General features: G+C 43.0%; 11 protein-coding genes and 1 pseudogene. 5 read left to right on the top strand and 7 right to left on the bottom strand.

The window, feature by feature from the left end:
• The first annotated feature begins 447 nt into the window (after positions 1-447).
• Positions 448-1,440: an LLM class flavin-dependent oxidoreductase gene (locus ASD40_RS24900; protein WP_057305826.1), complete on the top strand. Its 993-nt coding sequence runs from the start codon at positions 448-450 to the stop codon at positions 1,438-1,440.
• Positions 1,441-1,460: 20 nt separating this feature from the next.
• Positions 1,461-1,682, top strand: coding sequence for a DUF896 domain-containing protein (locus ASD40_RS24895; protein WP_057305825.1), 222 nt, complete (start codon positions 1,461-1,463; stop codon positions 1,680-1,682).
• A 1,039-nt stretch (positions 1,683-2,721) separates the two neighbouring features.
• Here the strand turns inward: ASD40_RS24895 and ASD40_RS24890 are convergent.
• The 6 genes and pseudogenes from ASD40_RS24890 to ASD40_RS24865 form a co-directional block, all read right to left on the bottom strand.
• Entirely contained in the window at positions 2,722-2,925 is a 204-nt protein-coding gene (locus ASD40_RS24890) for a hypothetical protein (RefSeq protein WP_057305824.1), read from the bottom strand.
• Positions 2,922-4,025: a GerAB/ArcD/ProY family transporter gene (locus ASD40_RS24885; protein ID WP_057305823.1), complete on the bottom strand. Its 1,104-nt coding sequence runs from the start codon at positions 4,023-4,025 to the stop codon at positions 2,922-2,924. Before ASD40_RS24885 ends, ASD40_RS24890 begins: the two co-directional genes overlap by 4 nt.
• A 7-nt stretch (positions 4,026-4,032) precedes the next feature.
• On the bottom strand, positions 4,033-5,181 hold the full coding sequence (locus ASD40_RS24880) for a Ger(x)C family spore germination protein (protein WP_057305822.1): 1,149 nt from the start codon (positions 5,179-5,181) through the stop codon (positions 4,033-4,035).
• A gap of 15 nt (positions 5,182-5,196) precedes the next feature.
• Complete coding sequence (locus tag ASD40_RS24875) at positions 5,197-6,645, bottom strand: spore germination protein (RefSeq protein WP_057305821.1); 1,449 nt, start codon at positions 6,643-6,645, stop codon at positions 5,197-5,199.
• 550 nt (positions 6,646-7,195) lie between these two features.
• A pseudogene (locus ASD40_RS38845) lies at positions 7,196-7,378 on the bottom strand (aminopeptidase P family N-terminal domain-containing protein); the annotation flags it as partial.
• Between the two features lie 565 nt (positions 7,379-7,943).
• Positions 7,944-9,254, bottom strand: coding sequence for an amidohydrolase family protein (locus ASD40_RS24865; RefSeq protein ID WP_057305819.1), 1,311 nt, complete (start codon positions 9,252-9,254; stop codon positions 7,944-7,946).
• Between the two features lie 159 nt (positions 9,255-9,413).
• On the opposite strand from ASD40_RS24865, the gene ASD40_RS24860 reads away from it, so the two are divergent.
• Positions 9,414-9,842: a MarR family winged helix-turn-helix transcriptional regulator gene (locus ASD40_RS24860; RefSeq protein WP_006207256.1), complete on the top strand. Its 429-nt coding sequence runs from the start codon at positions 9,414-9,416 to the stop codon at positions 9,840-9,842.
• A 349-nt stretch (positions 9,843-10,191) separates the two neighbouring features.
• On the opposite strand, the gene ASD40_RS24855 is transcribed toward ASD40_RS24860, so the two are convergent.
• Entirely contained in the window at positions 10,192-11,103 is a 912-nt protein-coding gene (locus ASD40_RS24855; RefSeq protein ID WP_057305818.1) for a glycosyltransferase family A protein, read from the bottom strand.
• A 370-nt stretch (positions 11,104-11,473) separates the two neighbouring features.
• Between ASD40_RS24855 and ASD40_RS24850 the strand changes: the two genes are divergently transcribed.
• The gene (locus ASD40_RS24850) at positions 11,474-12,214 is read left to right on the top strand and encodes a glycoside hydrolase family 43 protein (protein ID WP_235549370.1); all 741 of its coding nucleotides are present in this window, start codon (positions 11,474-11,476) and stop codon (positions 12,212-12,214) included.
• Positions 12,215-12,687: 473 nt separating this feature from the next.
• Positions 12,688-14,019 carry an ABC transporter substrate-binding protein gene (locus ASD40_RS24845; protein WP_063860421.1) on the top strand — a complete coding sequence of 444 codons (1,332 nt, stop codon included), beginning with the start codon at positions 12,688-12,690 and terminating at the stop codon, positions 14,017-14,019.
• Positions 14,020-14,041 lie beyond the last annotated feature (22 nt).

The raw sequence follows: 14,041 nt of genomic DNA, 5'->3' as shown, positions 1-14,041 counted from the left end.
GTAAGTGAACAAGTAAAAAAAGAATAGCAAATGCTTGATGGTGGTCTAGTAGCCATGCAGCTCATGCTAGCTGCAAAGGCAAGAGGATTCGATACAGTAAATGCTTGGCTACAGCATTGAAGAATCCGTAAGGAATTTAATGTCCCAGAAAACTTAGTTAACATCGTAATGATTGCTGTGGGTAAAGCAAGAGAACCAGGATCCCAACAGTAAGATTAGGTGTTGATGAAGTAACTTACTGGAATGGAAAACCTTAATCATCGCTATTTCACATTGTATTTTACTATAGCAGGGCGACCATCGACAAGGAGGTTTCCCAAATACTAAAGGCACAATAAATAGTAAAGAGGAACCGGGAGAAACTTTTATTAAATCAATATTGAAATGAAAATACGCTCCAATTATGGGTATTAAGTATCTATATTAACTACGAAAGAAGGTTTTTTTATGAAATTAAGCGTTTTGGATCAAACTCCAGTTTCAAATGGGCAGGCTCCTCATGAAACTATACAAAATACTATTGAATTAGCTCAATTAGTAGATGGTTTAGGATATCAAAGAATATGGTATTCCGAACATCATGGATCTGCAAACTTAGCTAGTGCTTCACCTGAAATATTGATTGCCCATATTACATCAGTGACAAACCATATTCGTGTTGGTTCTGGTGGAATCATGCTGATGCATTACTCGCCATTAAAAATGGCAGAAATATTTAAAACATTAACGACATTATACCCTAATAGAATTGATTTCGGTGTAGGCCGTGCACCCGGTGGTGATCAATTTTCTACTATTGCATTACATGAAGGAAAACAACCGAACCTGTTCAACCAGTACGATAAATTAGTAGAAACGATGATGTTTATGTCAGAAACGATGCCTGTTGACCATCTATATAATCGTACACTGGCAGCTCCATTGGGTGCTCCATTACCTGAAGTTTGGTTATTAGGATCTAGTGGCAACAGCGCTGCACAAGCAGGACGATTCGGTATTGGATATTCGTTTGCTCAATTCATTAGTGGACAATTATCTACCGAAACGTTGGAGTCTTATCGTACAAATTTCATTCCTTCGGAGTTTATGCAAAACCCCCAAATTAATGTTGGTTATTTCGTGATGGTGGCAGAAACAGTTGAAGAAGCTGAATATCATGCAGCTAGTTTAGATTTAAACTTATTATTATTAGATAAAGGGATGGCTTTTCAAGTAGTATCTCCTGAGGAAGCATTAAATTATTCTTATACTGAAATGGATAAGATGCATATACAGAATAACCGTAAACGATTCTTAGTGGGGAGTGCAAAAGATGTTGCAAATACATTACGCGCACATGAGCAAAATTTTGGTATTAATGAAGCTATGATTGGGACAATCAGTCATAGTCATGAAGCAAGACTACAGTCTTATCGATTACTTGCACAAGAACTTTTATAAAAAGAAAGGCGGAGAAAGAAATGATTGAAATTTTAAATCGAATTAATATATTAGCTAAAAAACAAAAAGAAGATGGTTTAACACAAACAGAATTAAAGGAGCGTCAAGAATTACGTCAAGAATATCTTCAAATTATTCGTGGACAAGTAATCAGCACAGTTAAAGGGTTAACAATATTAGACCCTTTAGGTAATGATGTTACACCTGAAAAATTGAAAAAAGAACAGCAAAACAATCATTAAAAAAGAATGATGACGCATGAAAATGACGGCTGGCGTGGAACAAGCTGTATTTGCTCTTTTGTTGCTTAATTGTTTACCTAAGCAGGTTATTCTCCAACTTATCTTCAAAAATTAATGAGAAAACTGTACGAGCAGGGCTTGTTTCTTCAGTGCCGGGTGTAAAAGGAGGCTTTCGATTACAAACTGTTCTTGAAAATATTCGCTTTATTGCACCGGCACTTAATAATACCTCTTCAAAGGAATCTCTTACTAAAAATTGATTCTTGGTAATATATGTTCTAAATAAGGGGATTTAATGTTTGTTAGAGTGGTAACTTTTGATTTTAAAACCGGAATGGAAGAACAGAGAAATGGGACGGAATGTGCTCGTAATTAACGGATGGTCTATATTTGAATGGTTGATATATTGATAATTTTACGAATATATAAAACGTATAAATCAAAGGTGCATTACTATTTTATAAACGGGTCATAACTGGAAGTACAGTTATGACCCGTTGTTTCTTGTATCTAGGTCGTACCCCTAATCGTTACAAAAAATGTCATAGTTAGAATAGAAAATCAAACTCAGTGTATGTCGAAATTTGCTTAGCGTATATTCTCGTTAAAATGTGGGTGGGACCCCATATTCTGTCCTAGAGCGACTGCGCTTCAACTGAACCAACTACCATTGATAAATCAATCTATAATAAAAGGACTAAGGACGAAGAACGTTATGTAATCAGTAATCCATTTGGAATAGTTACTCTATATACACTATTAATCAAAGTTATTGTTCTATTTTGGAATGGGACTAGTAAGAGACACTCCCTCGGGGTTTAGTTTTTAACGGATATTTTTCTATATGAGAGCAGTCATATGCCGTGAAATAGTCGCCAAAAATGATTCAGATGAAGGGGTAATATACAAAATCCATACTAGAGGCGCATTTCGCACGAAAATAAATTTAGATATTAGTAAGTACATAAAAACTAGAAGCCAGCATCTTTGGGGATACCGGCCCTTTATTTTAATTACGTAAAATAATAATTTGGCGAATTTAAGGCAGGATCCGCTCGATGATGAAGGCGATCGCATCATTCAAATCTAATGGATGACGCAGAATAATACTGAGCCACAAAACGGCTCCGATAGTTGCGATTGAGAAGAAAACTGTAGTCTCTTTGCCGTTGTAATTGCCGAATTTTCGCATCGCATAACCGATTCCGATGGTTAAGGCATAGACGGCGACCAAAATCGTCATGTAGAGCCGTCCTTCTTCATCCGCCGACCGTTATTTCTCCATTTGGCCGCGACGATGAAGAGGACGGGAAGAGCCACGGCGAATAAGAAGTAGTATTCGAACAAATATTTTTTTATCCAATCGAGATTTTCGATGTTATTTATAAACAGCATCGAATACGCAGAAATGACCCACACCATCGGATAAATGACGATGTTTCGCCTCTCAATTTTGAACAGCTGGCAGACGCCCAAAACGGCGCAATAGAATAGTATGCACAGCTTAATACATACTACCAGCACGATATTCACAGCCAGAATCGCTTCCAAATGCTCGATGAAGCCGGTAAATCTCATTTCGCGGAACATCGAAAAGATTGGGTAAACCAACTGCTGGCCGCGATACACGCCTAGAACCCCAATCGAAATAAAAACGCAAGCGGTCAACATTGCGCCGGCGACAGCGATTCCCGTAATAAACGCGATTTTCACTTTCCTCTGCACGAATGGAATAAGCATCAAGAACGCCACCGTCTCCATAAAGGGGAACGCCAGCACGTATCGGGTTTGAATAACGACGTCGCTCAGCTGGAAAGGGTAGGCGACGTGAAAATAGCGCCACTTCCACTCCCGCAGCATGATGACTATCGGAACCCAGAACGCTGAATAGAGGTAAGGCACCAGAAGTTCGTTCACCAAGGCGATTGATTCGATCCCCTTCGACACGGCGTACGCACTAACGAGCAATATCATGATATGGAATACAGAAATAGGTGTGAGCGGCATGAGATTAATATGCATGAAATCGCCAAGATTGTGGGTTACCCACGATGCGATTTGGATGAAAAAAACGATATACAGTAACGAGACGAGGCCGCCGGCCCACTTGCCGAATGCCTGCAAAGCGATCTCGACAAGTGTTTTTCCTGGATACAGCTTGGCAAGGTACAAGTAGCCGAAAGCAAGCACCAACCCATACAAGGTCGCCCAAATGACGACAACCCAACCATATTGTTTTGCGCTCGCGATGATCGGGCCGGGGAGCAAAATAAACGCAGTGCCGATGACATAGATTTGCGTCAACAAGTGAAACTGCCACGCGCTGAGCCGGTCGGATTCCATATGCTCTTCATCCCTCCTTGCCTTCCTTAGTATAGGGATCCCTCTTGTTGCCGGTCGTCGTAACGTCAGATGTGACCGAGAAATTCACCGACGTCCGCCGCCATGAATCAGAAGTAGCCCCTTCATCCTGCAAGCCCAACAGATCCCAGTTCTTTAACCTTCCCAACACAACCATCTTCTCCGCTTTGTCCGCTACGACGCGATTAAACGCCTTTTCGATCTTGTGTACGTTTTGCAACGTTAATTTGGTATTTTGTTGGTTGTTCAATATGCGAAGATCAGCATGAATGAGGATGTTGAGATGGTTGGCGGATCGGTCCCATTTCCGTTTCACTTGGACATTATTCGTCTCGACGTCGACGTAACTTCCGTCTACTTTAACCGTCTCTGTGAATTTCCGATATTTCGTGTTTAGGATATGATAATAGTATTTATTCTGACTGTCCAAGCGTCCCTCCATGCGTCCTTTGAAGAACACCGCGCTGTCCTCAAAAAAGGACGGCGCTTGTTTGCTGACGTCAATTTGCTCCATTCTCTCGGTAGTTTCCGCAGGTTTGCCGCGGTAGTGGATCATTGGTATGAGTGTAGGCAATCGGAATTCCATACCTGTCACGATGTCTTTGACACGGATCGGCTCTACACCCCCCGCAAATGACCCCCGCGAAAGAACGCGAACAAGCGAGGTGGCATGGCGTCCGGGCACCTTTTCGAGTGTCGTAAAGCTGTTCATTACGGCCTGTAGAGGGGAATCCGTCACAAACAGATAAGCGTTCATGCGCCATTCGGGAGTTGTTTCCAAGTAATTGAGAATATCAATGATGCCCTGACGGGCCACCTCTTCGGATAATATATAGCAATGCAAATGTGAGGTGAAAAGCAAACGCGGCATCATCGTGCTCGATTTCTGAATGAACCGGCCCAAGCTATATTCCTTGAAACGATACGTGTAAACCGATGCCTTGGATCCGCCACCTTGCCTGGAGGAGAGAGCCGGAGGGTTGATTACTTGGTAATAAGCAATATACATGCCAGTCGATGGTTCTCGGTCGATGCCGATTGAGGTGACGATTGCCAATTCGTTGATTTCTTTCTTGTCCCAGCAACCTGGACAGAGAAGTAAGGCGACTAGTAAGCTCAAGAGCCATAATTTTCGCAATGTTCGCCCCCTCCCCTATTTTTTCTTAGAGAACATCTGAGGTTTTTGTTTCATCCAGAACCGAGGAACGCGCAGGATAGTGTCTTTGAAGTCTGACAGCACCAAAGGCGCAATGGGAGACATGTACTTCACACCGAAGGAACGCAATGAGACTAGATGGATCAAAACAAACAATGTTCCGCACAGAATACCGTATAATCCCATAAAGCCGGCCAGGAACATGAACACGAACTGGAGGATCCGCTGCGCAATGCCAAAGCCGTAAATTGGCGACACGAAATTGGAGATTGCCGTGATCGAAACGACGATAACCATAGCCGCGGAGACGAGTCCTGCTTCGACCGTGGTCATACCGAGTACTAGCGCGCCGACGATGGAGATCGATTGACCAGCAATCCGAGGCATCCGCAAACCGGCTTCACGCAAAATCTCGAACGTGACCATCATGATCATTGCTTCTAGGAACGCGGGGAAAGGCACAGCTTCCCGCTGCGCGGCCAGGTTGATCAAGAGCGAAGTCGGTAGTAGCTCCTGGTGGAATGTGACCACCGCAATGTATAGAGGAGGGATAAAGATCGAGAGCATGAAAGCGAACATTCGCAACCATCGCGAAAGTGTGGCGATATCCGGCCTCTGGTAGTAATCTTCTGGTGAGGAGAAGAGTTGGAAAAATGTCACTGGACCGATCAATGCAATCGGAGTGCCGTCGGTGAGAAGCGCTACTTGCCCGTCCAACAGTTTGCCAGTCACCGCGTCCGGCCGTTCTGTCCCGATGAGTTGCGGGAACGGTGAAAACGTCTTGTCTTGGATCCAATCTTCCATATAAGAGCTTTCCAGAATGCTGTCAGCCTGGATGGCCTGCAGCCGACGACGGAATTCTTCTACGACGTCATTGGGTGCTACGTCGGGCAAATAGGTCAAATACACTTTGGTCTGCGTCTTAGTTCCGATGGTCATCTGTTCAAAAACTAAATGTTCACTTTTGAGCCGTTTACGGATGAGAGCCACGTTCCGACCGATGTCTTCGACGAAACCTTCCCGTGGTCCGCGTACTGTGGCTTCCGACTGAGGCTCGGTTACACTGCGATAGTCACTACGTTTGACGTCAAAGCTTAGGAAACGGTTAACGTGCGTTGGAATCAGCAGGCACTGGCCCTCCAGCAGCAGGCGGACGCCCTCATCGGCATCTGTCCATTCCTTGTTTTGGACGAAGGGGATGTGGCGATGAAACCAGCCCAGGTCGTCCAGATCGTATTCCTCTTCCTCTTCGATTGGAACGGCGGCAAGCATAGGTTTGACGACAAACTCATCTACGAGAGCCGATTCCACAATCGAGGATAGATAGAGGCAGGTGAAAGCCGAAGATCCACGGAGAGGGAACGGCCGAATGACGAAGTCAATGGCCCCCTTCATACGATTTCGGATTTGCTCCTGCATCGGCTCGGTAACGGAAAGTTTATGCACTGTTGAACCCTCCATCATTGGTTATTGTGTACAACCATTGGGAAAATATACCACTGAATCCAGCCCAGATCGTATTCCTCTTCCTCTTCGATTGGAACGGCGGCAAGCATGAGTATGACGACAAACTCATCTACGAGAGCCGATTCCACATTGAGGATAGATAGAGGCAGGTGAAAGCCGAAGATCCACGGAGAGGGAACGGCCGAATGACGAAGTCAGGGGCCCCTTCATACGATTTCGGATTTGCTCCTGCATCGGCTCGGTAACGGAAAGTTTAGACAATGTTGAACCCTCCATCATTTAGTTATTGTGTTTAACCATTAGAAAAATATACCACTGAAGCCAGCTCAGATCGTATTCCTCTTCCTCTTCGATTGGAACGGCGGTTGACGACAAACTCATCTACGAGAGCCGATTCCAAAATCGAGGATAGATAGAGGCAGGTGAAAACCGAAGATCCACGGTCGCACAAGAGCAGCTCCCCTTCGCGGACGGCCTGTGAGCCCGGAACACCATGCGGCAGCGCAGATTTCTCGCCGGCCAGCACAAGGTCCAGAGCCGGTACGATTAGCAGCGGCTCGGCTCCGCGCGGAATCAACAGACCGAGAAGACGCTCATGCGGGTCGCTCGCAAACCCGGTCAAATAATACACATGCTTCGGCATCGTAATCAGTACGGCATCGATCGCCCGCCGATCCATATATGCAACTAGCTGTTCAATACGAGTATTCATTGTCATTGCCCACATTGCGGTACAAGTGCGGCTCATCCGCCGAGTATTACGAATTGGATAATGTTGTATGGAAGAGACATAAACCGAGAGACATTAAAAGGACTGAGGAAGAAAGAGATCAACTGTTGAGCACAATTATTCATTTAAATACTTGGTAGGGTGCTCATTATAACGAATGGGTGTTCCAAAGTTTTAATAATGCTGATTTAATAATATTTTTGGATACGGATAATTCGAAACGAAAGTATCGAATTATCAGAAGATTTATCTTACAGTTACTCAGAATAGAAAAATCAAACTATAAACCGACTTTTGAAATATTCAGGAACATGTTTATTTGGAATGATAATTTTGAAAGTCGAATTAAACCGAAGGTTATAACTAAGTTGGGACAATATTCTTCTAAGTCCATAACACTAAAAGATACAATCGAAATTATAAGCTCATTAAACTAAAGGGCAGTTTAATTACAAAGACGAACAGCAGGGCACTCCTCGAAGTAGAGTGCCCTGCCACAAAAGTGTTTTTGACTACATATAACATATTATTACAATAGCCGAAATAATTAACTTAGTTTTTGCGCACCTTTGAACCATACGGCTTTAATGGATAGGGTATCCGAGATATTGGTTGTCGGATCACCATTGACCAGTACTAGGTCAGCGCGCGCACCCTCGGCAATACGGCCACGATCATTAAGACCGAACCGACGGGCCGGTTTCGAGGTAGCCGACTGAAGCGCTTCTATCGGAGTGAACCCGGCCGTAACCAGCAATTGCAATTCATGATGTACGCTGGCTCCATGAGCAAGGCCGCCAAGATTCGGAACGGGAACGGGGGCGACATCCGTCCCGACCAGAATATCCACACCGGCACTGTGAAGATCCATCACATTTTTAAAGCTATTTTCCATTTTGCCTTGCGGGAAAGTATTGAAGCTAGAGTTCAAAATATCGATCCATTCCGGACTTAATTTGGAATGAACACGAGGGTCATTCGCCAATTCCGATGCTGGGTTCCCAAGAATGGATGAGTTCAACACCAAACACGGTGTAACAAACGCGCCAGAATCGACGATGGATTGCACTAACTCCGACGTGTACTCGGGCCTGTCGATAAACAGGTGGCCCAATCCGTCCACTTCAAGATCGATGGCGGTTTGCGAAGAATGAGCAGTCAAGACGTGGGCGATGACGACTTTATCGAACTTATGGGCTTCTTCCACGGCTACTTTTAGAATCTCGTCGCTTAAGACAGGCAGGCCAGGGGCACCCATGACTGTTCCTTCTTCAATCATGATTTTTATATAGTCGGCGCCATTCTCCACCTGGGTATGCACATGTTTAATCGCTTCTTCCACCGTCGTTACTTGCGGCACTTCTTCGTGATCGTGGGCGTAAGCGGCTAGCATAGCTTCCCGGTCTTCCTTCGATAACTTCTCCAATTCCTTTAATACGAATTCTGGAATCTCATCCCCATCTGGCAGCAATTCATCCGGGTGACCACCCGGAGCGGTGATTGCCGTGCCTGCAGAACGGACATCGGCGACGTCATCCATATTTTTCAATTGGATCGCGCGTCCTCTTTTCGTAAAATCACCGTTCATTTCGAGTTCTGTCGTCACGCCGAAATTTAATGCATCTCGTAATCCACCGATGGAAGTGTGGACATGCGCATCAATCAAGCCGGGCAATAATGTTGCATCCTCAGCATTGATGATTGTTGCATTCGCCGGAATGTCGCCGCCCACCGCAATAATGGTTTCCCCTTTGATGACAATACTCCTTGACTCGATCACTTTTTCACCATCGAAAATACGCGCATTCGTAATTGCCGTAACTGTTTCTACAGGAGAGCTTTGGACTGCATTCTTCATTATGTTATTCCTCCTTGGAGTTGTTCCTGAATCACTTCGGAGTATAACTGTTAGATAACTAACTGTCAATAAACTAATATTTATTTGACATGAAAGCTAGATCTCTGTATAGTTTATTTGCTTACAGTTAGCTTTCTAACAATATGGGGAGGTACGATCATGAAGCCTCGCAAGGATACGCCTTATCTGGATTTGTTTCAGATTATTGGCCTTAAGTTAAAGAAAAAAGCGGACGAGAGCATAAAAGAGTTAGGGTTAAACGCTCAACAAGGAAAAATAATTGGCTATATCTACGAGAACCAAGAAACTGAATTAATTCAGAGGGATCTTGCCGATCGGTTTCATCTGCGCGGGGCTAGCATTACAAGTATGCTTCAAGGTCTTGAGCAAAGAGGATTCATCGAGCGGAAAATCCCAGCCAATAATGAACGGCAAAAAAATATTTATGTTTTACCAAAGGCCGTTGAATTGATTGAAGACTTTAATGACTCCTTCCAAAAGGTGGAGGACGAAATCGTTCAAGTCCTTTCCGAAGAGGAGAAGCAAACCTTAAAGGAATTGTTGATCAAAATTAATGAACGCTTATAATTGCGGTTGGAATCTACCACGAAGGTCGCTTGGAGTTCCTTGTTTCATTAGGCTATGTAATATTTTCCAATAAGCGGAGATTAAAAGCTCAATAGTGACTACGACGATTGATTAAGCTAACGGAAACGTTAGTTAAATAATCAGCGGCGACAGCCTAAGACTTTATTTTTCCAAGTCCGAGTCCGCCGCAAGGACTTTCATTTCGATTTCAATGGAACGCTCTTTAGGAGATACGTATAAAAAAAGACTGACAATACAGTTATATGAACTGTTCGTCAGTCTTTTTTTATCGATCCTTAGGGTTTAAGAAATAAATGTTAACGGTATCGTCACGCAAAGATAAAGCTTTTTATAGGGATTCTTTCTTCGTAAAGAACAGAAATTTTATTCCTTTTAAGTAACCTATTGTCGCATCATTATTTTTTTTAACCATTTCTTTAACTATTGAATATACAATAGTCCATAATAGTGCCCCGTAATTCAAAATCCCAGCTTGTTTCATTTTAAGGAAATAGTAATGATTTACGACTTTGGCCTTAGAAACTTTTTCAGCTTTATCCCTGGATTGAGGCGATTCGTGATGTATTATTTTTAAATCCGGATCTATGACCAATCTACCATAGTTGCTTGCATAGTAGCACATATATAAATCATCGCCGACAGCATAATTTTCCATCCAGCTTAAAGGCTTCATGTCTTTAAGTGAATTCTTTTTAAATGACATATTGCACCCATGAAAAAATTCTGTTTCAAAATTTGATTTGGCTTTATTCCAATTTGCTATAGATCCTGCTAAACCACTTTTGGACAATTTCCCCAATGAACTAGACATTTGAAACGTGGCTACTCCGAGAGCATTTGCTATTTTACTAGAATATAATCCCTTGGCTATTCCTCCTACTCCTGCCAAACTTGCATCATCTTCATAATTTTTTAGTAATTTGTTTATATAGTAAGGATCATCTAATTCAACATCATCATCTAGATAAAGGATAATTTCATGTGCGGCGATTTTTACACATTCAACCCTTGAAAGCCAAATTCCAGCTTTTAATTTCTTAAAGTATGACAGCTTCATGCATTTTATTTTTGATAAGATAGCTTCAAATAAATCTAATTGTTCCTTATTGATATCTCCATCATCTACAATTAAAATCTCAACCTCACAATAAAGTTCAACCTGCCTACTGATGGATTCGATGCATTTGGTGATATCTGCAACTCGATTTCTAGTACAGATTGCTATTGTAATATTTTGCAATTTTAACGCCTCCGATTGGTTCATCTGTTTGGTCTTTTATGGGTCCAATTCTCATCCAGTCTGATTATCTTTATACATTATAACACAAAGCTCCTGAGCATCATTAAACGCGAAGGTACTGGTTCTACTGCGAAACATGGAGCGCGTGGTAGATAAAAAGCACGATAGGTCAGCATTTAACCATTTTAAATGCTTGTTTCCGGATGAACAAGCGCTTAAAATCAAATTAAAAGGAGTAAAGGAGTCAAGCTGGTGATGAACACACAACCAAAGTTAACGATATATACACAAGAGCGAGGGTCGGAATAAGGCTACTTGTTCGGTATTTTTTTCGCTATAAACGATATGATGTCTCGGAAGGAGCATTTGAATGGAAGCTTATTTATTCGTACATTTTAAAGAAAAGGAAACACCTGATGGCGAGCAAGTATATTTTGCACTCAGTACTGATGGGTTTAACTGGGAACAGGTAAACGGAGGTCAACCCGTTCTCTGGAGTGAAAAGGGTGATAAGGGAGTCCGAGATCATACAATCGTGCGAACGAAGTACGGCAAATTTTATATTCTTGCCACCGATCTGAGCCTTGCCAACCATTTTCATGACAAGTACAGAGGAAGCTGGGAGAGCATCACCAGAGAGGGAAGTAAATGCCTTTCCTTGTGGGAATCGGATGACCTTGTGAACTGGTCTGAGCAGAGAATGATCGAATTAGGCGATGAGGATTTCGGATGTATTTGGGCGCCGGATGTGATTTACGATCGTATGGAGCAAGACTACGTCATTCACTGGTCATCGGCTCATTCTATCAACAATTTCGGGCATAAGGCAATCTATTACACGCGAACAAAGGATTTTGAAAGTTTTGCTAAACCGCAGCTGCTTTATCGGAAGGAAGACAGCGGGGTAATTGATTCTGCCATCTACGAGGAAAACGGTATGTTCTACCGATTCCTGAAAAGCGAGGCAAATCCCAAAGCTATTATACTGCAAAAGGGAGAAACCCTCGCCGGTGAATGCGAAACAATCGAGGCCTTTAATGGGGAAATGGCTAAGCTCAATAACCCCGCCTATGAAGCACCTACAGCGTATAAGCTGAGCAATGGTAAATGATGCTTGATGCTGGATTTTTACGGTGTCAAGGGAGAAGGGCAGGGATATGTTTCTTTTATAGCAGATGAGATGGATAGTGGACTCTTTATCCGATCGGATGAAAACTTCATCTTCCCATATCGCTTCAAACACGGAACTGTGCTTTCAATAACAATGGAAGAATACCACAGGATAAAAACTAGGTATTGAACATAAGCTTATTTCAAAGCTTCAACCTAATCCCGAGATTAAGTGCCTATGAGCGAAGACAGGTGTGAAGATTTTAAACATTTTAAAGAGATTGAATGAAGTTGTTTAGTGTTTATAAGACCGGGACTCCGAATTTGGGGGTGCCGGTTTATTTTGTTTGTACGTTGAGCCAAAAGAATATAAAATTTATGTCAACCGGTTGACACAAGATGCGGAAACCGATTAAAATAAATTTGATAGCGCATTCAAAACAGACTTGTAAGGGGGAATAGGGTTTGAAAAAGATGAAGAGTATCACCACTACGGGAATTTGTTCGATTGTATTGCTTTCCTCATTGGTGGCATGTTCCCAAAACAATGCCCCAAGCTCCTCGCCGGGAGCCACTCAAAAGGCAAAGGGAGTCAAGATTACTTTCTTTAATACTTCAGCTGAAGTAAACGGCGTGTTCGAAGACCTTTTTAAAACTTATCACGAGCAGAATCCTAACGTTACTATTGAATTGATTCCGACACCAATTGGAGGAGCACAGTTAGAGAAATTTCAATCCCTGTTGGCATCCGGCAATCCGGCCACGGTAGCGAATCTTGACCCGGGAACGATTCTCCAATATAAAGATAAGTTCATGGACTTAGAGACGGAGAAGGCGAAGTATGAAAAATTAACGAAGCCCGGGGCGGTTGACGGCGCTTTGCTGGACGGCAAATTCCTTGGCATTCCATGGACTGCCCAAGGCTATGGCTTGTTGTATAACAAGCGCGTAGTTGAGGAAGCAACCGGAGGGACCTTTGACCCTTCATCAGTAAAAACCCGCAATGATTTGGAAGCATTGTTCAAGAAAATTGAAGCTGCCGGCAAGGCGCCTGTGATAATTCACGGGGCAGATTGGTCCTTAGGCGCTCACTATTTGGGACTAGCCTATTCTTCGCAATCACAAAAGGTGGAAGAGAACCGCAAGTTTGTAGAGGATTTGAAAAATGGCAAAACGAATTTGGCGGACAATCAGCCATTCAACGGTCTGATGGATACTTTTGATTTATTAAAGCAATATAATGCCAGAAAAAATGATCCGCTCGTCGCAGATTACAACAAAGACAGCACAGATTTCGCAAAAGGCAATGCGGCATTCTATTTTATGGGTGATTGGACTTGGTCTGTCATTGGCACGATTGAAGGAAGAGATAAAGAATTTGGAATCATTCCGGTACCAATTAGCAACAACCCAGCCGATTACGGCAACTCTCAAGTAGCTTACACGGAACCGAAGTTGTTCGCTATCGATAAATCCGGATCTACTCCGGAGCAGCAGGCAGCGGCTAAAGCATTCGTCGAATGGATGGTTACAAGCGAGCAAGGTCAGAGTGCGATCGTGACCAAAATGGGCCTCTCCTTGCCTTATAAGGATATAAAGGCAAAAGGCACAAATGTGATTTCCGATGCCATTGCGAAATATGTCGATCAAGGGAAGTTCCTTAATATCGGAGTCATTAATTATTTCCCGCAAGACTATTGGTCCAAGACAGGAGCTTCCATGCAAAAATATATGGTAGGAAAAACTGACCGAAAGGCTTTCACGACAGAGGTTCAGGATTATTGGAAATCGAATGCTGGGAAATAGGGATTAAGGTTAAAAACTGGTT

Source organism: Paenibacillus sp. Root444D2 (assembly GCF_001426375.1).
Taxonomy (GTDB): domain Bacteria; phylum Bacillota; class Bacilli; order Paenibacillales; family NBRC-103111; genus Paenibacillus_E.
Note: the sequence above shows the minus strand (reverse complement) of the source record. Positions and strands in the feature narration are given on the sequence as shown.

Coding starts and splice junctions, on each gene's coding strand:
- ASD40_RS24900 (WP_057305826.1), top strand. CDS start 448: ATGAAATTAAGCGTTTTGGATCAAACTCCAGTTTCAAATGGGCAGGCT.
- ASD40_RS24895 (WP_057305825.1), top strand. CDS start 1,461: ATGATTGAAATTTTAAATCGAATTAATATATTAGCTAAAAAACAAAAA.
- ASD40_RS24890 (WP_057305824.1), bottom strand. CDS start 2,925: ATGACGATTTTGGTCGCCGTCTATGCCTTAACCATCGGAATCGGTTAT.
- ASD40_RS24885 (WP_057305823.1), bottom strand. CDS start 4,025: ATGGAATCCGACCGGCTCAGCGCGTGGCAGTTTCACTTGTTGACGCAA.
- ASD40_RS24865 (WP_057305819.1), bottom strand. CDS start 9,254: ATGAAGAATGCAGTCCAAAGCTCTCCTGTAGAAACAGTTACGGCAATT.
- ASD40_RS24860 (WP_006207256.1), top strand. CDS start 9,414: ATGAAGCCTCGCAAGGATACGCCTTATCTGGATTTGTTTCAGATTATT.
- ASD40_RS24850 (WP_235549370.1), top strand. CDS start 11,474: ATGGAAGCTTATTTATTCGTACATTTTAAAGAAAAGGAAACACCTGAT.
- ASD40_RS24845 (WP_063860421.1), top strand. CDS start 12,688: ATGAAGAGTATCACCACTACGGGAATTTGTTCGATTGTATTGCTTTCC.